Annotated in this window: 21 protein-coding genes; 9 read left to right on the forward strand and 12 right to left on the reverse strand. The window is 40.3% G+C overall.

Annotated elements, in window-relative coordinates; translation table 11 throughout:
• Positions 1-75: 75 nt before the first annotated feature.
• The 3 genes from QSE00_RS08305 to QSE00_RS08315 form a co-directional block, all read right to left on the reverse strand.
• Positions 76-1,026, reverse strand: a complete 951-nt coding sequence (locus tag QSE00_RS08305) for a D-2-hydroxyacid dehydrogenase (RefSeq protein ID WP_110355324.1) — start codon at positions 1,024-1,026, stop codon at positions 76-78.
• A gap of 134 nt (positions 1,027-1,160) precedes the next feature.
• Entirely contained in the window at positions 1,161-2,225 is a 1,065-nt protein-coding gene (serC, locus tag QSE00_RS08310) for a 3-phosphoserine/phosphohydroxythreonine transaminase (protein ID WP_286105591.1), read from the reverse strand.
• Positions 2,226-2,441: 216 nt separating this feature from the next.
• A complete protein-coding gene (locus tag QSE00_RS08315) occupies positions 2,442-3,503 on the reverse strand; it encodes an acyl-CoA reductase (RefSeq protein ID WP_286105592.1) in 1,062 nt (353 codons plus the stop codon).
• Between the two features lie 86 nt (positions 3,504-3,589).
• Here QSE00_RS08315 and QSE00_RS08320 point away from each other — a divergent pair, with 86 nt between their 5' ends.
• Positions 3,590-3,940 (forward strand): 4Fe-4S dicluster domain-containing protein, encoded by a 351-nt coding sequence (locus QSE00_RS08320; protein WP_110355321.1) that lies wholly within the window; start codon positions 3,590-3,592, stop codon positions 3,938-3,940.
• A 170-nt stretch (positions 3,941-4,110) separates the two neighbouring features.
• On the opposite strand, the gene QSE00_RS08325 is transcribed toward QSE00_RS08320, so the two are convergent.
• On the reverse strand, positions 4,111-6,786 hold the full coding sequence (locus QSE00_RS08325) for a TonB-dependent receptor (protein WP_286105593.1): 2,676 nt from the start codon (positions 6,784-6,786) through the stop codon (positions 4,111-4,113).
• Positions 6,787-6,955: 169 nt separating this feature from the next.
• On the opposite strand from QSE00_RS08325, the gene ychF reads away from it, so the two are divergent.
• From ychF to QSE00_RS08345, 4 genes are all read left to right on the forward strand, one after another.
• On the forward strand, positions 6,956-8,050 hold the full coding sequence (ychF, locus tag QSE00_RS08330) for a redox-regulated ATPase YchF (RefSeq protein ID WP_286105594.1): 1,095 nt from the start codon (positions 6,956-6,958) through the stop codon (positions 8,048-8,050).
• A gap of 314 nt (positions 8,051-8,364) precedes the next feature.
• A complete protein-coding gene (locus QSE00_RS08335) occupies positions 8,365-10,227 on the forward strand; it encodes a DNA topoisomerase IV subunit B (protein WP_110355318.1) in 1,863 nt (620 codons plus the stop codon).
• Between the two features lie 45 nt (positions 10,228-10,272).
• Positions 10,273-12,954 (forward strand): DNA gyrase/topoisomerase IV subunit A, encoded by a 2,682-nt coding sequence (locus QSE00_RS08340; RefSeq protein WP_286105595.1) that lies wholly within the window; start codon positions 10,273-10,275, stop codon positions 12,952-12,954.
• Positions 12,955-13,087: 133 nt separating this feature from the next.
• Positions 13,088-14,044, forward strand: coding sequence for a sterol desaturase family protein (locus tag QSE00_RS08345; protein WP_110355316.1), 957 nt, complete (start codon positions 13,088-13,090; stop codon positions 14,042-14,044).
• Between the two features lie 336 nt (positions 14,045-14,380).
• Here the strand turns inward: QSE00_RS08345 and QSE00_RS08350 are convergent, their stop codons facing one another.
• The 3 genes from QSE00_RS08350 to QSE00_RS08360 are packed head-to-tail and all read right to left on the reverse strand — an operon-like array spanning position 14,381 to position 16,004.
• Positions 14,381-15,187: a TerC family protein gene (locus QSE00_RS08350; protein WP_286105596.1), complete on the reverse strand. Its 807-nt coding sequence runs from the start codon at positions 15,185-15,187 to the stop codon at positions 14,381-14,383.
• 2 nt (positions 15,188-15,189) lie between these two features.
• Entirely contained in the window at positions 15,190-15,570 is a 381-nt protein-coding gene (locus QSE00_RS08355; protein ID WP_110355314.1) for a DNA topoisomerase IV, read from the reverse strand.
• Positions 15,571-15,620: 50 nt separating this feature from the next.
• Positions 15,621-16,004: a helix-turn-helix transcriptional regulator gene (locus QSE00_RS08360; protein ID WP_286105622.1), complete on the reverse strand. Its 384-nt coding sequence runs from the start codon at positions 16,002-16,004 to the stop codon at positions 15,621-15,623.
• Positions 16,005-16,304: 300 nt separating this feature from the next.
• Here QSE00_RS08360 and QSE00_RS08365 point away from each other — a divergent pair, with 300 nt between their 5' ends.
• From QSE00_RS08365 to QSE00_RS08375, 3 genes are all read left to right on the forward strand, one after another.
• A complete protein-coding gene (locus QSE00_RS08365) occupies positions 16,305-17,405 on the forward strand; it encodes a M14 family metallopeptidase (protein WP_286105597.1) in 1,101 nt (366 codons plus the stop codon).
• A 112-nt stretch (positions 17,406-17,517) separates the two neighbouring features.
• Entirely contained in the window at positions 17,518-17,997 is a 480-nt protein-coding gene (locus tag QSE00_RS08370; protein ID WP_031444145.1) for an Lrp/AsnC family transcriptional regulator, read from the forward strand.
• A gap of 126 nt (positions 17,998-18,123) precedes the next feature.
• Positions 18,124-18,639 carry a DinB family protein gene (locus tag QSE00_RS08375; protein WP_286105599.1) on the forward strand — a complete coding sequence of 172 codons (516 nt, stop codon included), beginning with the start codon at positions 18,124-18,126 and terminating at the stop codon, positions 18,637-18,639.
• A 2-nt stretch (positions 18,640-18,641) separates the two neighbouring features.
• Here QSE00_RS08375 and QSE00_RS08380 read toward each other — a convergent pair whose 3' ends face one another.
• Positions 18,642-18,968, reverse strand: coding sequence for a hypothetical protein (locus tag QSE00_RS08380; protein WP_286105600.1), 327 nt, complete (start codon positions 18,966-18,968; stop codon positions 18,642-18,644).
• 116 nt (positions 18,969-19,084) lie between these two features.
• Positions 19,085-20,146 (reverse strand): 3-dehydroquinate synthase, encoded by a 1,062-nt coding sequence (aroB, locus tag QSE00_RS08385; protein WP_286105601.1) that lies wholly within the window; start codon positions 20,144-20,146, stop codon positions 19,085-19,087.
• A 92-nt stretch (positions 20,147-20,238) separates the two neighbouring features.
• Between aroB and QSE00_RS08390 the strand changes: the two genes are divergently transcribed.
• Positions 20,239-21,405 (forward strand): proline dehydrogenase family protein, encoded by a 1,167-nt coding sequence (locus QSE00_RS08390; RefSeq protein ID WP_110355504.1) that lies wholly within the window; start codon positions 20,239-20,241, stop codon positions 21,403-21,405.
• Here QSE00_RS08390 and QSE00_RS08395 read toward each other — a convergent pair.
• From QSE00_RS08395 to QSE00_RS08405, 3 genes are read right to left on the reverse strand one after another with little or no spacing between them, the layout of a single operon-like run.
• Positions 21,402-21,782: a DUF4258 domain-containing protein gene (locus QSE00_RS08395; RefSeq protein WP_286105603.1), complete on the reverse strand. Its 381-nt coding sequence runs from the start codon at positions 21,780-21,782 to the stop codon at positions 21,402-21,404. The genes QSE00_RS08390 and QSE00_RS08395 overlap by 4 nt on opposite strands.
• Positions 21,783-21,785: 3 nt before the next feature.
• Positions 21,786-22,985: an alanine dehydrogenase gene (locus QSE00_RS08400; protein WP_110355307.1), complete on the reverse strand. Its 1,200-nt coding sequence runs from the start codon at positions 22,983-22,985 to the stop codon at positions 21,786-21,788.
• A gap of 57 nt (positions 22,986-23,042) precedes the next feature.
• Positions 23,043-23,600 (reverse strand): hypothetical protein, encoded by a 558-nt coding sequence (locus QSE00_RS08405; protein ID WP_110355306.1) that lies wholly within the window; start codon positions 23,598-23,600, stop codon positions 23,043-23,045.
• Positions 23,601-23,672 lie beyond the last annotated feature (72 nt).

Genomic DNA, 23,672 nt, shown 5'->3' on the forward strand with positions numbered 1-23,672 from the left:
TAAGTGTTATGATTAGTATTAATATGCTTAAGATACAAAAAAGAGTTTGAACAAACTGTTTTTATTTTCAAATCCCTATTTATAAAGTTCAATAATTTGTGAAGCCAGTTCCAAGCCGATCCTATCCTGGGCCTCCTCGGTAGCAGCACCTATATGTGGACTAAGGGAAATATCCGGATGCATCAAAATACGTAGTTCCGGGATAGGTTCGGATTCATAGACATCCAATCCCGCAAAAGCCACTTTCCTACTTTCCAGTGCATCTACAAGGGCTACCTCATCCAAGATACCTCCACGGGCAGCGTTTACTATACCTACGCCGTCCTTCATCAAACCAAATTCCCTTTTGCCAATAATATAGGATTTTTGAGCTGGAACATGAAGACTAATAAAGTCAGCGGTTTTCAACAAGTTTTCCAAAGGAGTACTTGTAAGTTCAAAAGAAATTGATCTATTGTCATAAAAAGGTACGGTCACCGTGGCCTCATCCAAAAATGGATCGGTAAAAATTACTTTCATCCCAATGCCCAAAGCTATTCTGGCGGTTGCCACTCCAATTCTTCCAAACCCTATGATCCCTATGGTCTTTCCTCTTAATTCCACGCCTTTGGCATAGGCATTTTTTAGTTTCTTAAAATTACTATCCCCTTCCAACGGCATATTCCTATTGGCATCGTGCAAAAACCTTACCCCACTAAACAAATGGGCAAACACCAGTTCAGCCACCGAGGAAGATGAGGCTTCCGGAGTATTGATGACATGTATGCCTTTGGATTTGGCGTAATCCACGTCTATATTGTCCATTCCCACACCACCCCGGCCAATAATTTTCAAGCCTGGGCAACCATCTATTACATCCTTAAAGACTTTAGTAGCACTTCTGACCAGCAGCACCGATACTTTATTTTCATTTATATAGGATACAAGCTGCTCTTGTGCCACATTCACCGCCAAAACTTCAAAACCGGCATTTTCCAAAGTATGTATGCCACTTTTTGATATTCCGTCGTTTGCTAAAATTTTCATACTAACTGTTGATTGTTATTCTTTAGAACTCTAAAGTTGTTACTGAGTTGACCCTTCCAATACGCCAATTGTATGGTATTGGCTAATTGCCAAGACCTTTCCTAGGCAATATCGCAAGTCCTAAAACTCGATTTTTAAGCTTTTCGCTCCAATTCACTCATTACATCTACCAAGGTACCTACGCTCTCCAAAGGAAGGGCATTATACATGGAGGCCCTATATCCCCCAACGGAACGATGTCCGTTTATTCCATTAATTCCCGCTTCACGGCACATTTCATCAAATACGTCCTTAAGTTTTTCCTCCGCTAGCGTAAAGGTGGCATTCATATTGGAACGGTCCTCTTTATGTGCATAGCCGTTGAACAATGGATTTAAATCTATTTCAGAGTACAAAAGTTGGGCCTTCTTTTCATTAATCTCTTCAATGGCAGCAATTCCGCCCAATTTTTGAAGCCACTCCAAGGTAAGCATGGAAACATACACGGGGAATACAGCTGGGGTATTAAACATACTCTCCTTTGCAATATGCACCTTGTAATCCAACATAGATGGAATTTTTCTACTAACCTTGCCCAAGATTTCCTCCTTTACCACTACCAAGGTGGTACCGGCCGGACCCATGTTTTTTTGGGCACCAGCGTAAATAAGATCAAATTGGGAGAAATCCAATTGTCTGGAAAATATGTCGGAACTCATATCACAGACCAAAGTAGCTTCCGTTTTAGGAAATTTCTTTATTTGGGTGCCATAAATGGTATTATTGGACGTAAGGTGCAGGTAATCCAAGTCTCTAGGAATACTGTAACCTTTGGGAATATAACTGAAATTCCCGTCTTCGGATGATCCTACTTCCATGACCTCCCCAAAAAGCTTGGCTTCCTTTATCGCCTTATCTGCCCAGGTACCTGTATTAAGATAACCCGCCTTTTTTTCCAATAGGTTGTAGGCCACCATTAAAAACTCCATGCTAGCACCTCCTTGTAGGAATAAAGCCTGATAGCCCTTGCCTTCTAGACCCAATAGTTCCAAGGCCAGAGACCTGGCCTTGTCCATTACCGCCACAAAATCCTTACTTCTATGTGAAATTTCGATCAGGGAAAGTCCCAATCCATTAAAATCCAAGACGGCCTCGGACGCCTTTATGATTACTTCCTGAGGAAGGATACAGGGGCCGGCACTAAAATTATGTTTTTTCATTTATCACTTATTAGAGTTGTTCAAAGAATGGTATTCCTTCTCTGAGAGGTTAAAAAATTACTGCTATATACCGGTCACAAGAAACATATTTATCAATCACATATGTTCGGGCTACGGCTATTTTACAGTTATTCTCAAATTCAGTTATATTTTTTTCAAAGGTTAAAGGTCATAAATATTTTAGGAAGTAGGGTAGTATGCACCTAAATTATTACATTATGTTTTCAACAAAAAATCAACAGTATCAATATTATCCGCATAATCCGTTAAGGTTGGTTTTTGCGTCTGCCCAAAGGGCACCTCATCGGCCATAAATCCATTGGCCACCATGCATTGAATCCTATCCTTTTCATTGGTTAGCCTAATTTTCAATTCCTCCGGTGACTCATAAAACTCGTAAAATAGGGTGGCAATAGGGGAGGCATAATTCTTGTCCTCCTTTAACATTAGAAAACCATTTTCCAGTATCTTATACAAACTCATTAGGTAAACTGCCTTGTTATAATCATAATTGTTGGCATATTTTTTTTGCTCAATTATGGTATTAAATGGATATAGCGCCTTAAAAAGGGCCTCAAAATTATAATTTTGAGGTACAAACAATTTGGAAACACTTCTACAGCCCAATCCGTAATACCTAAATATATCCTCACCCAAGGCCATCAACTCATCGTTGGTTTCATCGCCACTAAGGATGGCCACCGAATTCCGATTTCTCCTAATAATATTGGGCTTTTTACCAAAATAATGCTCAAAATATCGGGATGTATTGTCGCTTCCCGTGGCAATAACGGCATCAAAATCGTCCAGTCTGCCTTCCGCAAATGTAATTTGGTCTTTTAGCAATGGCTCCAATTCAATTAAGTATTGAGCTATGAAGGGCAGTAAAATTTTATCGTTGGAGGAGAGTTTTACCAAGACCCGGTTTCCCGTTATCACGGCACTTACAAAATCGTGGAAGCCCACCAAAGGGATATTCCCTGCCATGATCAAGGCCACCGTCTTTGGCCTGCTTTTACCCAAATCATACTTTGAAAGCCAACTTTCAAGTTCTGACGGTGTAAGCAACTCCGCCCAACTTTCAATATTGAATAAAATATTTTCAGGGGTAAACCATCCATTGTGATGTCCGGCCAAGATTAGTATTTCATCGAATTTTACAAACCATGCATGCTGATTATCATCAATTTGAATTTTGTTTTTCGCATATTTGCAATATTCTTTGAAAAAACTACCAAGTTTAACAAAAGCATTAAATCTATGTCTAAGGTCAGTCATTATATTTGTAAAAGATTTTATTAGGCTTTACCTTTGTACAAAAGTATTGATACTGAAATTAAATCAGCATAAAAGAAATATAAAATATGGCAATTATAATAACAGATGAGTGCATAAATTGTGGAGCTTGTGAACCGGAATGCCCAAATACTGCAATTTACGAAGGTGCGGATGATTGGCGCTATAGTGATGGAACCCTTTTAAAGGGAGATGTTGTACTGCCCAATGGGAAAGCAGTCAATGCCGAGGAATCACAGGAGCCCGTTAGCGACGAGATATATTTTATTGTCCCAGATAAGTGTACGGAATGTAAAGGTTTCCATGATGAACCACAGTGTGCCGCAGTATGCCCCGTGGATTGCTGTGTCCCTGATGAAGACCATGTGGAGTCTGAAGAAGTTCTTTTGGGCAAGCAGCGTTTTATGCATCCCGAATAGGGCTGTAGATGGGTTAGGTAAATCTTCCACTACCATTTAAGGCCGGGTGCTCAAAATTTTTATGCCCATTCTTATAAAATTACATATCCTTACGAAGGATTATTTGAATACTACAATATTAAAAAAGGCTGCTTTAAAGCAGCCTTTTTTATGTATGGATTTAGAATCCTTTAAAATGTAAATCCTATTTTAGCATAGTAATATGCCCCGCCAAAGCCCATTTGTACAGAGTCCCAATATCCTCCTCCTTCAACCCAATCATCCTGTTGATCGGGATATACATTAAATAGGTTATTGGCACCTACATTCAATTTCAATCCCTCACATAATTGATAACCAAAAACCAGATCGGTTACCAACCTTGCATCGTAGGTATCCGTTGCCTGATTGATTTGGTCCTCGAAACTGGCATAATCAGAGGTAGGCTCATACATTTGGTAATCCAATAGCTCCACCTTACTGAAATGGGTAAAGGCCAGCCCGGCGTCGAACTTGTCCCTACTGTAGTTCATATTTAGGGTAAATTTGCTTTTAGGTGCCGAAGCAAGGAGAAACCCTTTATCCCTTTCGCCAAAAAAGGTTTCCGCATCCAGACTACCATTGTTTACCTTATCTATTTTCATATCGTTTATATTCCCCGTAAAGGTGGCCGATAACCTATTGTCGTTAAAACTTTTCTTCCATGCCAGAACAATATCCAAGCCCGTAGTTTTGGTATCCACCCCATTGACAAAGAATTGTGCTGCCTCCACATTGGGGATCTGGGGCGCATCAAAATTACCGGTAAGTACTATACGGTCATCTACTTTAATATAGTACCCGTCTATCGTAGCAGTAAAATCCCCAAAAGTCGCGGTAAACCCTAATCCGGCATTAAGGGCTTTTTCTTCCGTTAACTGATCTATTCCAAATGAAGCGGTTACCGGACTGTTATTGGGAGACAACAGGGACTCCAATGCCGCTCCGCCAACAAAATTGGTGAACTGTAGATTGTAATATTTTTGGGCCAAGGAAGGAGCTCTAAAGCCCGTACTAACAGAACCTCTTATATTAACGTTGTCCGATGCTTTTAACCTTGCGGCCAATTTGCCGTTGAGCGTACTTCCGAAATCACTGAAATTCTCGAATCGCGCAGCAGCACTCAAGAGAAAGGCTTCCGTTAGATCAAACTCCCCGTCCGCATACAGGGAAAAGTTGCTTCTACTTCTGTCCACTTCGTTCTTGGGACTGTAACCTGGAAAACCTTGGGATCCGCCGGGGCGTGGATCGCCCGAATCCGGATCAATGGGTTGGGTTTGGTTGGCCGGATCCGTAATCAATAGGCCATTTACGTCATAGGTGCCCCAAGATCCTTCTTCACCAGCAAATATGATAAAATTTTCCGTTCTGTATTCTGCCCCAAAAGCCAAGTTCATACCTTCCAATACATCGTCATAATACTTGGAAAAATCCAAATTCACCGTATTCTGGGCAAGACTGTGTCCGCCCGCATCAAAATCGGTGGGGGAAACATCTTCCAAAGAAGCGTTGAGGGTGCCCTTTATATAATAATGAAAATTATTACTGCCGTAGGTATTACTAATATCCAGTTTCCAGCCATTATCCAATTCGGTTCTAAACCCGGCCGAAAAGGAATTGTCAATAATATTGGAGGTAATCCTTGGGGTAAAGCCATTGGGGTATATGGAAGGAATTACCCTATTGCCTCCGTTTCTTGTAAAGGCATAGGCATCCGTATCCCTATAATTCCTTCCGCCAAAGGCATATAATTCTGAATTGTCCGAAAGAGGAACGGAGGCATTTACCATTAAGTTGAATCCATCTATGGCCGCTTCCCCAAAACCTCGCCTAAAATCGAATCCTGGTCTCAAGGTTTTATTTTTGCTAATATATTCCGTGGTGACATTGACAAATCCGCCATCATTGCCAATAGCCGCTCCAAAATTAACTCCAGCTTTTAAAGAGCCTCCATCAAAACTCTTATCCTCCCCAATGGCATTTCCGTCCTTATCCGTATCCAAACGATTACCATCCGTGTTGGGCGTTCCTGCCGGAAAATCTCCTTTGGCATTGGTACTATAGGCTCCATAATTAATAAAACCGGATACCTTATCCGTTTGGTTTTTCAAAACAATGTTTATTACCCCTGCAATGGCATCCGAACCATATTGCGCTGCAGCCCCATCACGTAATATTTCTATTCGTTTTATGGCCGATGCCGGTATGGCGTTCAAATCGGTACCCGTGTTACCACGCCCCCTAGTACCAAAAATATTGATCAAAGAGGATTGATGCCTTCTTTTGCCATTGATAAGTACCAGGGTTTGATCGGGTCCCAACCCCCTTAGGGTAGCCGGATCTATATGGTCGGCACCGTCCGATCCCGACTGTTTATTGGCATTGAACGAAGGTGCCGTATATTGCAATAACTCATTTACTTCCACACGACCAGTTTGTGTGGAGACTTCCGCTATATCTATAACATCTACTGGAACGGCGGTGTCCGTAGAGGTTCGCTTAGGGCTTCTGGACCCCACTAATTGAACTTCGTCCAGCATCATACCCCCGGACAAGGAAACATTGATAACCGATTTTCCAGAAACATTTTCCTCCTTGGTATCATAACCTATATAACTAAAAACAAGGGTTGCATTATCCATGACCGATATTTGATAATTCCCATCAAAATCGGTTGTTGTGCCATTGGTAGTCCCCTTTTCCACTATGTTTACGCCAACCAAGGGTTCGCCAGTATCATCCGTGATATTTCCCGATACGGAGTTTTGGGCTACTGCCAAGGTGAAATTGGCCAACATAAAAACAGTTAATAAGATTATTTTTTTCATATCAATGAATTTAAGTATTTAGACTTCTAATTTAGGTATTTTATTTTTACATAATTAAGATTGCCAATATGTGTTCATAAACGTACATAAATAGTATCTTTGCAGCTGTTTAAAAAATAGCTGGGAAACAGACCTAATTTATGTTTCCCGTTTAATATAGATCTCGATCATGAAAGCAGGTATTGTAGGATTGCCAAATGTAGGAAAGTCCACCCTTTTTAATTGCTTGTCCAACGCAAAGGCGCAAAGTGCCAATTTTCCATTTTGCACCATTGAACCCAATATTGGCGTGGTAAACGTACCGGATACGCGACTTCAAAAATTGGAGGAATTGGTGAACCCTGAAAGAGTGCTACCTGCAACTGTAGAGATTGTGGATATTGCAGGATTGGTAAAAGGAGCCAGTAAAGGTGAAGGTCTCGGCAACCAGTTTTTAGGCAATATTCGCGAGACAGATGCCATATTACATGTGCTTCGCTGTTTTGACAACGATAATATTGTACACGTAGATGGCTCTGTAAATCCGGTTAGGGATAAAGAAACCATCGATATCGAACTCCAGTTAAAGGATTTGGAAACCGTGGACAAAAAGCTTGAAAAAGTAAAGCGGGCAGCCAAAACTGGAAATAAAGAGGCCCAGAAAGAAGAGGCGGTGCTATTGAAGATCAAACAAGGCCTTGAAACAGGTACCTCAGTACGCGCCCTGGATATCAGCAAGGACGATCGTGCAGAATTTGTTAGGCCCTTACAATTTATTACTGACAAGCCGGTCATGTATGTCTGCAATGTGGATGAAGATGCCGCAACCACAGGTAACGCATACGTAGAACAAGTTAAGGCTGCTGTTGCCAACGAAAATGCAGAGGTTATCTTTTTGGCCGTAGGCACCGAAGCCGACATTACAGAATTGGAGAGTTATGAAGAGCGGCAAATGTTCTTGGAAGATTTAGGGCTTACCGAACCCGGTTCCGCTAAATTGATCAGGGGAGCATACAAACTATTAAATCTGGAGACCTATTTTACCGCCGGCGTAAAGGAAGTAAGGGCCTGGACCATTCCTGTGGGTGCCACGGCGCCACAAGCTGCGGGGGTGATACATACCGACTTTGAAAAGGGATTTATTCGAGCAGAAGTAATTGCTTATAATGATTTTGTTTCCTTTGGCAGCGAGGCCAAGGTCAAGGAAGCTGGAAAAATGCGGGTTGAAGGAAAGGAATACATCGTAAAGGATGGCGATGTAATGCACTTTAGGTTTAACGTGTAAAGTAGTACACAGGCCCGATAAACGCTGTAGTTGCCATGATTCCGCTCCCTTAGGGGTGGGCACTTGTAATACTGTATCCACAAATTAGCAAAAGCCAGGACAGCCTTGTTCATGATTTTTTGTTGCTCCGGAAAATCAATAAATTTTTATACTTTTGTTTTGCTATTATTCTTCCTGTTAAGATTATAGCATACAAACAACCCCTTACTATCAACAAATCGTTGGTTTCCTTTGTTAATTACTTTAACGCCTAGGGGTTTCATCTTTTTATAACACTTGCTATATTAGCAACACTTTGGATAAAGCCCTAGATCATGTCAGATAACGCCCAATACACAGAAGACAACATTCGCTCATTAGACTGGAAAGAACATATCCGGATGCGTCCTGGAATGTATATTGGTAAATTGGGCGACGGATCCTCAGCGGATGACGGTATCTACATCCTTCTAAAAGAGGTTATAGACAACTGTATCGATGAGTTTGTAATGGGTGCCGGTAAGACCATAGAAATCGTGATAAAGGATAATATAGTCAATGTGAGGGACTATGGCCGGGGGATCCCTTTGGGAAAGGTTGTGGACGTGGTATCCAAAATGAACACGGGAGGTAAGTACGACTCCAGGGCCTTTAAAAAATCGGTTGGTCTAAACGGGGTAGGTACCAAAGCCGTAAATGCGCTATCCAGTTTTTTTAAAGTGGAGTCCTCTAGGGACAATATGCTTAAAACCGCAGAATTTCAACAGGGAAACCTCGTAGCCGAAATAGGTCCTGAAGACACTTCGAAGCGCAAAGGAACCAAGGTGTCCTTTACTCCCGATGAAATTATCTTTAAAAAATACAAGTACAGGAACGAGTATGTGGAACGCATGCTCAAAAATTATGTATACCTCAATCCTGGTCTCACCATTATATACAACGGTGAGAAATTTCATTCCGAGAACGGACTAAAAGACCTCTTGGAAGACAATAACAATATTGAGGACATGACCTACCCTATAATTCACCTAAAGGGTAATGATATAGAGATAGCCTTAACGCACAGCAAAACACAATATAGCGAAGAATACCATTCGTTTGTCAATGGACAAAACACTACCCAAGGAGGTACGCACCAAACAGCATTTAGGGAGGCAATAGTAAAAACCGTTAGGGAATTCTACGGTAAAAATTACGATTCGTCCGATGTTAGGAAATCCATTATTTCCGCCATAGCCATCAAGGTAATGGAACCTGTTTTTGAGAGTCAGACCAAAACCAAATTGGGATCTACCGATATGGGTGGCGACCTACCAACGGTGCGCACCTATATCAACGATTTTGTGGGAACCCAGCTCAATAATTACCTGCACAAAAATCCGGACACCGCAGAAAAGCTGCAGCGCAAAATTATGCAGGCAGAGCGGGAGCGAAAGGAACTCTCGGGAATTAGAAAATTGGCCAAGGACAGAGCCAAAAAGGCCAGTCTCCACAATAAGAAATTAAGGGATTGTAGAGTACATTTGGCCGACTCCAAAAATGATCGTTGCCTAGAAAGCACCTTGTTCATCACGGAAGGGGATTCAGCCTCGGGTTCCATAACAAAGTCCAGGGATGTAAACACCCAAGCCGTATTCAGCCTAAGGGGGAAGCCCTTGAACTCCTATGGGATGTCCAAAAAAATAGTGTATGAAAATGAGGAGTTCAACCTTCTCCAAGCGGCATTGAACATAGAGGAATCTATGGAGGACTTAAGGTATAATAAAATAGTAATAGCAACGGATGCCGATGTTGATGGCATGCACATCCGACTTTTATTGATAACTTTTTTCCTGCAATTTTTCCCGGAACTAATAAAGGAAAACCACCTATATATACTTCAAACACCGCTGTTCAGGGTCCGAAACAAAAAGGATACCTATTATTGCTACAGCCATGAGGAAAAACTACAGGCCATTGAAAAGTTAAGTGGAAAACCCGAAATAACCCGATTTAAGGGATTGGGAGAAATCTCCCCGGATGAGTTCCAACATTTTATTGGCGAAGACATTAGATTGGAACCGGTAATGCTGGACAAAGCAATGTCCATAGAAAACCTATTGGAGTTTTATATGGGCAAGAACACCCCTGACCGTCAAGAATTTATAATAAACAACCTTAAAGTAGAGGTAGACCTAGTTGAGGAAAACCAAATATAAACCTGCCTGCTATTACGCAGGCATAACTAATACGAATCTTTCTTTATGGAAGAGAATGAAGAACTGAACGAAGTACCACAAGAAAATCAAGAAGAAACCCACAACACCCTTACCAAGGTTACGGGGATGTACAAAGACTGGTTTTTAGATTACGCTTCCTATGTTATTCTGGAGCGTGCAGTACCCGCAATAGAGGACGGATTTAAACCTGTTCAGCGAAGGATTATGCACGCCTTAAAAGAACTGGACGACGGCCGATACAATAAAGTAGCCAACGTTGTGGGCCACACCATGCAGTATCACCCTCACGGAGATGCGAGTATCGCGGACGCCATGGTGCAAATTGGACAAAAAGACCTCCTAATCGATACCCAGGGTAACTGGGGAAACATCTTAACAGGCGATAGTGCCGCTGCATCCCGTTATATTGAGGCCAGATTAACCAAGTTTGCCCTCGAAGTTGTCTTTAGTCCAAAAATTACAGAATGGCAACTCTCCTATGACGGGAGAAAAAAAGAACCTGTAAACCTCCCTGTTAAATTCCCCCTTTTATTGGCTCAAGGAGCAGAGGGTATTGCAGTGGGACTCTCCACAAAGGTACTGCCACACAATTTTATAGAGCTTATTGAAGCCTCCATAAAACATCTAAAAGGACAGAAATTTACCATATATCCAGACTTCCCCACCTCCGGCATCATAGACGTAAGCAATTACAACGACGGATTAAGAGGAGGGAAGATCAGGGTCAGGGCCAAGATACAACAGTTAGATAAAAATACATTGGTAATCAGGGAGATACCCTACGGAACCAACACCTCTTCTTTAATAGATTCTATCCTGAAAGCCAACGAAAAGGGCAAGATTAAAATCAAAAAAATCGAGGACAATACTGCTGCAGAAGTGGAAATACTGGTACACCTACCAACAGGGTTATCACCGGACAAAACCATAGACGCCCTCTACGCCTTTACTTCCTGCGAATCATCCATATCCCCGTTGGGCTGTATCATCGAAGACAACAAACCGCTTTTTATAGGAGTTACCGAAATGTTGCAACGTTCTACGGATTACACAGTGGAACTTCTAAAAGCGGAATTGGAGATACAGTTGGGAGAACTGGAAGAGCAATGGCATTTTGCTTCCCTTGAGCGCATCTTTATTGAAAATAGGATTTATCGCGATATTGAAGAGGAGGAAACCTGGGAAGGCGTTATTGCCGCTATAGACAAAGGTCTTGCCCCGCACACAACCCATTTGAAAAGAAAGGTGACCGAAGACGATATTGTTCGTCTGACCGAAATTAGAATAAAGAGAATTTCCAAATTCGATTTGGACAAGGCCCAACAATATTTGGACAGCCTTGAAGAAAAGATTGCCGAGGTAAAACACCATTTGGCCAATCTGATCGACTTTGCCATTAATTATTTCAAATCCCTAAAGGAAAAATACGGAAAGGGACGTGAGCGAAAATCGGAAATTAGGATTTTTGATGACATCGAAGCTACCAAGGTAGTGATCAGAAATACAAAATTATACGTAAACCGCGAGGAAGGATTTGTTGGCACCTCCCTAAAACGGGATGAGTATGTTACCGATTGTAGCGATATAGACGATATTATCGTGTTTACCAAGGAGGGAAAAATGATGATTGCCAAAGTAGACTCCAAAATCTTTATAGGCAAGAATATTATTCATGTGGCCGTGTTCAAGAAAAAGGACAAACGGACCATTTACAACATGATCTACAAAGATGGCAAAGGCGGAGCCAGTTACATTAAACGATTCAGCGTAACGGGAGTAACCCGGGACAAACCTTACGACCTTACCACGGGCAAACCACAATCCGAGGTTCTATACTTCTCCGCCAACCCCAATGGGGAGGCCGAAGTTATTACCGTTCTTTTAAGACAAGTGGGCAGCGTAAAGAAACTGAAGTGGGATATAGATTTCGCAGATGTACGGATCAAGGGAAGGGCCTCCAAAGGAAATATTGTAACCAAATACTCTGTAAAGCGAATCGAATTAAAGGAGAAAGGGGTTTCCACCCTAAAGCCTAGAAAAATATGGTTTGATGAAATTGTCAGAAGACTAAATGTCGATGGCCGCGGAGAACTGCTCGGAGAATTCAAAGGGGACGATATGCTATTGGTCGTTACCCAAAAAGGGGTGGCAAAAACTTTCATCCCCAACCTTTCCACTCATTTCGATGAAGATATGGTCGTTTTGGAAAAATGGAATCCCAGAAAGCCCTTGTCCGCCATATACTACGAAGGGGAAAAAGAACGCTATTACGTAAAACGCTTTATAATCGAAAATGAAAACAAGGAGGAATTGTTTATTTCGGAACACCCCAAATCGTTTTTAGAACTTGTTTCCACCGATTGGCGACCAGTGGTCGAAATTGAATTTACCAAACCCAGAGGAAAGGATGTGAAACCTAATCAAATTGTTGATTTAGAGGATTTTATATCGATTAAAGGAATAAAAGCTTTAGGTAACCAACTTACTTCTGACAAGGTGAAAAATATTAATGCCCTGGAACCACTTCCTTTTGAAGAGCCCAAAAAAAATGAACCCGGCGAAATTGAAGTTGTGGACGAAGAGAACATAGCACCCAAGGAAGACCAACAGGCAGATGCCCAAAAAACAGGAGCAAGCAAAGAAGAACCCAAGAAAGAAGAAAATCCGGATAAGGATGATGATGAAGGACAGACGACTCTATTTTAGGACATTACAGGGATAACTGTTCAATAATAAAAATACCGATATCCCTCTTTATTTACATTAATTAATGGTTAATTGGAGTAATTCCTTAAGAATTCCCTCCAGAATAGCCTATATTTGCAAAAACTGATTTTTTATGGATTTTACCAACCCCCTGGTATATGGAGTTCCTTGTTTTATAGCTTTTATTTTATTGGAACTCACTTATAGCAAGACTCATGGCGACGATCATTTATATGATTGGAAAGATTTGGCAGCAAGTGGATTTATGGGTGTTGGCTCTGCCATTATTGCCCCATTGATCAAAGTTGTTTCGGCCATTGTAATATTTGAATTTACCTATGAATTATTCAATCCAATAACCAATGGCATCAGAACCAACATTTTTGGATATGAATCCTTTGGATACGCATGGTATGTTTGGTTACTATGTCAATTAGCGGATGATTTTACTTATTATTGGTTCCACAGGGCCAATCACGAAGTGCGCATCCTATGGGCTGCACATATTGTACACCATTCCTCGGACAATTTTAATTTAGGGACCGCCGTACGTAACGGATGGTTTACCATTTTATACAAACCCCTCTTCTACATGTGGCTTCCCGCAATTGGCTTTCCGCCCGAAATGGTCGTTGTATGCCTAGGAATCGAAGCCCTATGGCAATTTCAATTACATTCTGTCTATGTTCCCAAGATGGGATTCATTGAAAAAATATTCAATACCCATACAATGCATCAAGTGCACCACGCCCAAAATGTGGAATACTTGGACAAAAACCACGGTGGTTTCTTAAATATTTTCGACAAAATATTTGGAACATGGAAAGAGCTGGATGATGATATTGATGTTAAGTACGGGGTTATCCATGCACCCAACTCACACAATCCGGTAGTCATCCTAACACATGAGTTTAAGGACATTTTTAACGATGTAAAGAAATCGAAAAAACTATCCCACGCCCTGATGTATATTTTTGGCCCACCGGGATGGAGTCCGGACGGAAGCACCCTTACCGTAAAACAACAACAGCGACTGTTTAAGGAGCAAAAGACCTCAAATCCCGAGGCAGCCTTTAGTAGGCCCAATTAAATATCAGGCCTTACGTACAAACTGCAGCAGCCTTAAATCAGTGACAACCCTTGGGATCCTACAATTGTTTTTAAGAAAAAAATCTTAAAACTTTTAATCAATAGACTTTAAGAAACCATCTAAAGTATTGGTCGAAAATGGTATTATTACCCTTTAACAACCGGGTGTATTTACCAAATTTATTGCATGTATCACCTTTTAGCACTCCTCAATTGCACGAACAATTCCTTGACCGGAAGTTGGTCGCTTCCCAACAGTCGAGAACCAATAGGTGTGTTTTTATCTGCATTTAAATGATACGGAACCACAAAACACCAACTTAAACCAGCAACCTCTTTACTTTATTTCAGCAGGCTTATCCTTATTTTTCTGCATGCGAATATTGAGAAATTCCACAAATAGGGAGAATGCTATGGCAAAATATAGATACCCTTTAGGAATTGCGCCTACTTCATTTCCGAAAAATTTAGCGTGACTCAGATGTGCCGCTTCCATTATCAACATAAATCCGATTAGGATCAGAAAAGAAAGTGCCAGAATCTGCATCGATGGATGGGCACTTATAAATTGTCGTATCGGATTCGCAAAGACCATCATGATAATAATGGAAATAACAACAGCAATAATCATAAGCAACAATGCATCCCCCGGTTTGTTACCTATTCCATTGGTCATACCCACTGCTGTAAGAATAGAGTCTATGGAAAAAATAAAGTCGATCAGGATAATCTGTACAATGGCACTGGACATGCTTGTAATCCCCTTTGCATTGATCTCCTTCTCATCATGTTCCGGCATTTCTATCTTTTCGTGAATTTCAGAGGTACTCTTGTACAACAGGAACAGTCCCCCCAAAAACAAAATCAATGCCTGCCCACTAATACCCATATAAACCCAAGAGCTCTCTATATAGAAGAACGGATTTTTAAGCCCTATTAAGAAGGAAACGGCAAACAATAATACAATCCTTTGAACCATAGCCAAAAGCAGTCCCAGATTGGTCGCTTTGGCCTGTAGCTTTCGAGGCAATTTGTTGGCGATAATGGAAATAAAAATAATATTGTCTATCCCTAGGACAATCTCCAAAAACGTTAACGTAAGCAGTGCTACCCATGCATCCGGACTAGATAAAATTTCAAACATAGCTATTGTATTTTAATTGCGGTTCCCTTGGATTTTTTGGTACTGCCCACGACCTTATATTCAAATGTATAGGAATTATCGCTTGTGGACAAAATCTTCATGTGGATCGATTTTTCCTCGGCCATGTTCTTGGGGTGCAGTTTTTTAACGATGTACTCACAGTCATTTAACCACCTGACGGAGGAGGTATCCACTTTTCCTTGAAAATAGTCCAATTCAATACTGTCGTTCCTAACAAAAGTAGTAGTATGTTTTTCTCCGTCGATTTCCGCCGTAAAGGAGAATTTTCCATTTTTAAAATCGGTGCAATTGCGCTCTGGCTGATAACAAGAGCACACAACCAGCAAGAGGAGCACCATACTGAAGGTAATATTTTTAGTCATGCCACAAAATAAAGAAATTTGATGTTTAAATCGGCCAAAAAACAAATATTTCAACCACCTTTTTCCGTATAGGATTTAAAACTTCCATCAGCATAAAAAATAATAATTTTATCTATGGCATGCGATCGCGGATTTGCATCAGCCAACACCTCATTTCCCGCTGCCATTTGCACCTTCTTTTCAACAATAGGGGAGGCGGTCTTTATCTTCTTTGGAAAGGAACCTTTACCAAACAACAACCAATACAGGTCAACATCCGGAAAAGAGGAAACAACCTTCAGAACAAATTCCAGACTCGGCTTGTTTCTGCCCGCCAATAGATGGGATATACTAGAACGTTGAACCCCTATGGTATCGGCAAATGCCGAGGCTGATAAATCATAGAACTTCAAAATTTGATCTATTCTTTTTATAAATTCAGAAGTATTCACAATTGTAAATTTTTATTTACAAAAGTAATGATTTATTAGCATATCCACTGAACATGCATTACCCCCCATGGCCATAATTGATAAACTATTACTTTATATAAAGCAATTGACTATTATGATTGATAAGGTTATATAATATGATAATAGAAAAGATATATTTTGCCGCCAACACCCCATGCCTATCCCTAAACACCCAACTACCTTCCAATTCGAATTGTTTACAATTGTAACATTTAAGATTTACAATTGTAATTTAATTTGAAGTTACCTTTGCACGATTCAATTTATATAAGAGTTTTTCGCATGCCATTAAATTATAAGGATATAAAAGAAGTTACGATAAAGGGCAGATACGTTACGGACAAGGACATTGATCTGTTTCTGCAGACTTTGGGTAAAAATTTTACAACCCAAACAGAAGGGGTTTCAGTGGAAGGCAGGGCAATAAAAAGTATAGTGCTGGGTAAGGGCGAACTGAAGATTTTAATGTGGTCCCAAATGCACGGAAACGAATCCACCACAACCAAGGCTGTAATGGATTTGATCAACTATTTTAAATCGGATTCCAATTTGGCCAAAACCATTTTAAAGAACTGCACCCTTAAAATTGTACCCATACTTAATCCGGATGGAGCCATGGCTTACACTAGGGTCAACGCCAACGGAGTGGATTTAAATCGGGATGCCCAAGAACGAACCCAACCCGAGAGTGTGGTTTTAAGAAAAATATACGAGGGTTTTAAGCCCAATTATTGTTTCAACCTTCATGACCAGCGTACCATTTTTAATGTTGGAAATACGCCAAAACCCGCAACCGTTTCTTTTTTGGCACCTGCCCATGATCTTGAACGCAGCATTTCCAAAACCAGGGGGGTCAGTATGCAGTTAATTGCCGCCATGAACGAAGAACTCCAAAAGTACATTCCAGGACAGGTGGGAAGATATGATGATGGGTTTAACAGCAACTGTGTTGGTGACACCTTTCAAATGTTGAATATCCCCACCATATTATTTGAATCCGGCCATTTCCCTGGAGATTATGACAGGGAAGTAACAAGAAAATATATTTTTTTAGCAATGCTCAAAGGTATTGAGGTAATTTCAAAAAGGTCCATCGACCAATATGCTATGGATTCCTATTTTGACATACCTGACAACAACAAATTATTTTTTGATATCATAATAAGGAATATCCATATTCTGGATTCCAAATTTGAATTTGCCAGTAGTGCAGCGATACAATATGTGGAAACATTGATGGATGGGAAGATCGAATTCAAAGGTAAACTGGAAGAAACAGGGGGTTTACAAGGCAAATTCGGACACAAAACATATAATTGTCTATATTCTAAGGACTTAAATGAGTTAAAAAACAATCCCAACCTAGCTGAACTACTCCTCTAAATTGGAATATTTTTTCAAAAAATCTAAAAATGTTACGGTTTTCATAAAAAAATGATTGATTCTTTACATTTAATTCGATTATTTATTATTTTTGCAGCTAAATAAAACACTAATGGGTAAAGTAAAATTAGACGAAATAGACCATCAAATTCTGGATATGTTAATCGACAACACCAGAACACCATTTACCGATATAGCAAAAAAGCTTCTTATTTCTGCAGGAACTGTTCATGTTCGTGTAAAGAAAATGGAGGAAGCCGGGATCATCAAGGGATCATCGCTAACATTGGACTATGTTAAACTTGGATATGCCTTTATTGCCTATGTAGGTATATTTTTGGAAAAGACACATCAGACCAAGTTTGTATTGGAACGATTAAATCAGATTCCAAATGTTACAGTAGCCCATATTACTACTGGAAAATTTAATATCTTCTGCAAAATTAGGGCAAAAGATACCAATCATGCCAAAAATATTATTTTTAAAATAGATGATATAGATGGTATCGATAGGACAGAGACCATGATTTCATTGGAAGAAAGCATCAACGACAAAAAACGTCTTATGCACACCATCTTCAACGAAATGTAATTTATTACCAAAGGCAAAAAAATACGAAAGTCCCGAGCAAATTTTGTTTGGGATTTTTTATTTTAGAGCGTATCAAAATCAAGGATGGCTCTTTCTGCCTTGAGCTAAGTTTAATTGTTTGGAACTATGAGAAAATCCAATGTACCCAAGGAGGCATACGATCAGTTTTATGCAGCTTATTTATCCGTATTGGACGATAGCGAATTAAATACCCTCTTGACCAATGGCAAAACCAAGTTTATTAAGTTTATTGATACTATTCCGGATAATAAACTAAACAGCTCCTACGAAATAGGTAAATGGACCATAGCGGAAGTAATCTTGCATATTATCGATGCCGAACGTGTTTTTCAGTATAGGGCCCTGCGATTCCTGCGAAATGACAAAACACCTTTGCCCGGTTTTGACCAGGACTTATTTGTGAAGCATTCGAATGCCAATACCAGGGGGAAGGAGAATCTGATCAAGGAATTTAAGGCAGTTCGGGAGGCATCCATCTCCCTTTTCCAAAATTTGGACAACGAAGATCTAATGCGCACGGGAATAGCCAGCAATATTGAATGGAGCGTAGGAACTCTTGGATTTGTAATCTGTGGGCATCTTAAACACCATCAACAGATTGTTCTCAATAGATATCTATAGGTTTAATCAAATTCAGACTCCTCCTCTTCGTGGTTTAATTCCATCTCCATTTCATCTGTAGGGGATTCAAATGTTTCGGATTCCAACTGACCGTCCAGTTCCTTTTCCATATTATCCTCAAAATTTGAAATGAAACTGGCCAGACTTTTACTGATCTTTACTAGATAAATGGTATCCTCCGTTTTAACCTCCACGGCTTCTATTATTTCACCATGAACATTTTTGAACATAATAATATCTTCATCGCCATAACCATACGGATACAATTCTATTAGGCGTGCGGCCACTTCATGACTCAATTTTTTGTAATCTACAAGTTTACGTAACATAGCAGGTGGTTTATTTCCCAAAAATAAGGGCGGTTATTTATGCTACCTAAACTAAATAATTTTCCAAGTCAACACCATAAAGAGTTGTAAAACTGGATAATTAGTATATGTATCCTTTATTCCGCGTAGTAAGCAAAGGCCTGTTCCAATAAATTGGGCGCTACTTTTATGTCTATAGCCGGTTCACCTATTCTTTTCAACAATACAAAATTTATATTCCCATGAGAATTTTTCTTGTCAAATTTCAATAAGGTCAGTATGGTATCGATATCCTTTTTTTCAAAATCTATTTTTTTGTACCTCTCTAAAAAGGTCTTCTTAATATCCTCCAGGGCACTCGGACTTAGTCCTGTCAATTTAAAGGAAAGATAAGCTTCCAGTATCATTCCAATGCCAATAGCCTCCCCGTGCAATAGCAGGTCGTGTTCCTTGCTTTCCAAAAAATAGGATTCTACAGCATGCCCCAAGGTATGTCCGAAATTCAGTATTTTTCTAAGATGCTGTTCTGTGGGATCCTGTTGTACAACCTCATTTTTTATAGCCACCGACCTAAGGATATACTCATCCAGCTTAACAAAACCGGTTAGCGCTTTTAATGTCTCCCAATATTTAGCATCGGTGATAAGGCCATGCTTTAGCATTTCGGCATAACCACTGTTCAACTGCCTTTGGTCCAAGGTGTCAAGAAAATCGGTATCCACAACCACTATTTGGGGTTGATTGATAACCCCCACCTGATTTTTCAAAGGTCCTAGATCAACTCCGGTCTTTCCTCCCACAGAGGCATCTACCATGGATAGGAGGGTAGTGGGTACGTTGATAAAGTCTATACCCCTCTTAAAACAGGAGGCCACAAAGCCTCCCAGATCTGTAACTACACCACCCCCAAGATTTATCATTGCACTTTTCCTGTCCGCATCCAATTCGGACAAAACTTCCCATACCTGGGTGCAAGTGGCTATGTTCTTATTTACTTCACCCTCTTCTATCTCTATAATCTCAAAATCGTACTCACCTTCGATTTTCGACATAAAAATGGGCAAACAACAATTATGGGTATTTTCATCCACCAGAATAAATACTTTGGAATAATTGGATTTTGCTAAGTGGCTATTGAGGGCCACATAGGCCTTTTCATTAAAATGGACAGAGTAGGAGGGTGTCGTAATAGAATTCATTATCGATTTATTTTTGGCAAAATAAACATTATTTTAAATGATAAGAATATAAAATCTGTACTTATATTTGAATCCGTAATAATTTTATGGAAATGAAGGAAATTTTTGAGGATACTGCAACTGCATTTGTACTTAAAACCGACTCAGAATTAGAAAGGGCCTATTTTTTGTTCAAACTCATAGCAAATGAGCCCTTGGTCAAAATTGGCACTGCAGTAACCAACTTTGCCATCAAGGCACACTTACCTGTTGAAAAACTTATCAGGGCCAGTGTTTTTGATCACTTCTGTGGCGGGGTAAACGAAGAAGAGTGTTTAGTGGTTGCCGATAAAATGTACGAAAAGGGGGTAAGCACTATTTTGGATTATTCCGTGGAGGGGCAGGAAGTGGAGAATCAGCTGGATTCCTGTTATGAAAAAGCCTTGAAAACTTTAGATTTTGTTAAAGAAAATGCCGCTATACCTTTCATTGTATTTAAACCCACAGGTTTTGGACGTTTTAAACTTTACCAAAAGATAACGGAAGGCCAGCGCCTTAACAAAGAGGAAGAAGAAGAATGGCAACGTGTTGTAAATAGGTACGACAAGGTCTGTAAAAAAGCACACGACCTGGAAGTTTCAATTCTGATAGACGGAGAGGAGAGTTGGATGCAAGGGGCCGCAGATGAGCTAATCGCATCAATGATGCGGAAGTACAACCAAAAGAAGGCCATTGTATACAATACCCTGCAAACCTACAGGTGGGATCGACTGGATTATCTAAAAAAACTCCATAAGGACGCCATAGAGAACAATTATTTCATTGGGATGAAAGTAGTTCGTGGAGCCTATATGGAAAAAGAAAACGACCGCGCCGAGGAGAAAGGGTATCCTTCCCCGATCTGTGCCTCCAAAAAAGCCACAGATGAAAATTTTGATAATGTTGTAGCCTATATGGTAGATAATTTGGAAACCATGTCACTTTTTGCTGGAACCCACAATGAAATAAGCAGCTACCGTTTAATAGAGCAAATGGAGGTCAAAAATATTGACCACAACGATCCACGAATTTGGTTTGGACAACTTTACGGCATGAGCGACCATATTTCCTTTAACCTGGCCAAGGAAGGATATAACGTAGCCAAATATCTGCCTTTTGGACCGGTTAAGGACGTTATGCCCTATCTTATAAGACGGGCCGAGGAGAATACCTCGGTAGCAGGACAAACCAGCAGGGAACTTACCTTATTGAAAAAAGAACGGAAGCGAAGAAAAATTTAAAAAGCAACACTCTCAACTACAGCCTTTTCAGAACAATTCCTCACTTTTAAAGTGGCTGCCCTATCTTTCACCAAACCCTCAATATAATAGGTTTTACAGGGCTTTGTCTTGGTCTCGCTCTTGCCAAAATCGACCTCTCCATTATATAAAAAACCGTTTATATCGGTACTGTCCATTTCCTGTTGGCGGATTAGTTGATCGATGGCGTCCGAATAAGAGATCTGCTTGGACCTGATATCCTTTAATGTCCTACAATTAGGGAAATAACAGAATTCCGTACCCGTTTCCTGTGATTTTTTCTTTAGAAAAATCGTCAAAAAAACCAAACCAATGGATAAGCCGAAAAGAAAGAAGCCCAAACGCTTTAAAAAAGCCATATACTAGAAAATAAGAAAATTAATATCGCTGTAAGAAAGGTCGAACCACTCGCCTACAGATTTATTGGTCAGAATACCGTGATATAGATATAGACCGTTGCGAAGACCCTTATCAAACCGCAAGGCATTTTCAAAACCACCATCCTCTCCAATCTTAAGCAAATAGGGAGTAAAAATATTACTAATGGAAATTGAAGCTGTTTTTGGGTATCTTGAAGGGATATTGGGCACTCCGTAGTGCAATACCCCATTTTTAACCTTTATGGGCTTGTCATGGGTGGTAACCTCACTGGATTCAAAACACCCGCCCATATCAATACTCACGTCTATGATTACGGCCCCTTTCTTCATTTGCTCCATCATGGTAGTGGTCACCACTACGGGAGACCGGTCCTTACCGCGGGTAGCCCCAATGGCCACATCGCAACGCTTTAACGCCTTTAATAAATTCTTGGGCTGTATGGTAGAGGTGTAAACGGTCTGTCTCAAATTGGTCTGGATACTCCTTAATTTAGTAATGGAATTATCAAAAACCTTTACATTGGCCCCTAGTCCTATGGCCGATCTGGCAGCAAATTCACCCACAGTACCCGCTCCAATAATCACAACTTCCACTGGGGGCACACCACTTATATTTCCAAACATAAGTCCATTTCCTTTGTTGGTGGCAGCCATAATTTCGGAGGCGATCAACACGGAAGATATTCCTGCAATTTCACTCAGGGATCGAACTGCCGGATATTTACCATCGTCGTCCCTAATATATTCGAAGGCAATGGCAGTAATCCTTTTTTTGGCCAATTCCTCAAAATACTTCTTGCTTTGGGTCTTGATCTGAAGGGCTGAAATGATCGTGGATTGGGGGTTGATAAACTCGATCTCCTTTAAGGTAGCAGGTTCCACCTTCAGAACTATGGGACAGGCAAATACTTTCTTGGTATCCCTTGTTATTTCCGCACCGGCATTGGTGTAATCCACGTCGGAATAATTGGCACCATCGCCAGCACCCGATTCAATTAGAATCCTATGTCCGTTGGCCGTAATTGCATTTACAGCGTCGGGAGTAAGGCAAATTCTCTTTTCCTGATATTGATTTTCCTTTGGAATCCCTATAAAAAGCTCTCCTTTTTGTCTCAGGATTTCCAAAGTTTCTTCTTGGGGCAGTAATTGCTGCTTGCTAAACGGTGAGGAATGTTGGCTCATATGCTGTAAATCTGTCAGATATATACCGATATGTATCGAGGCTATCCAAAATCAAAATTACAATAATTTTTCTTTTGCCATTTCGTCTTTTTGCGGACGCTCCTTTTCCTTAAGTTCTTTTTCCTTGTAGGCCTTTAATTCCCGGTCCATTGCCTCCAAATCAATGCCAAGAACATGCTTGTCGAACAATTTCAAACGAATAAAATAAACAAAGGGTATTATTATTATCATTATGGGGAGTAACCAAAATATTTCGACCTCATCTATAAAACGATCTTCATAAATTAGGGAAACAGCTTGAAAGATGTACATGGCAATTGGAATTAACAACACGTGATACCACCAATGTTTACAAGTGAAAAACCATAGAACCAAGAGCAATAGAGGTACAAACTTTGCCATAAACAACCACATCACAGTAATAATGCTCAACTGATATTTACTTTCGTATGTGTAAAAATAAAGATTCAGGGTACTACCGGAAGGGAAGAACTTATAAGAATAAAATATTAACGGGGTCAAGGCAATAATCACCGCTACAATGCTGCCAATCAGTAGACTTCTCGATTTCTTTGTTTTACTGCTTTGGTCGAGTTTGCTAAACGGTTTAAACATTTTGATCAAATAGGTAATTGTTTTACCCTATTATAACATAAAAAAAAGGCTTCTAGTATATAGAAGCCCATC

The organism is Arenibacter flavimaris (genome assembly GCF_030291335.1).
Lineage (GTDB): Bacteria > Bacteroidota > Bacteroidia > Flavobacteriales > Flavobacteriaceae > Arenibacter.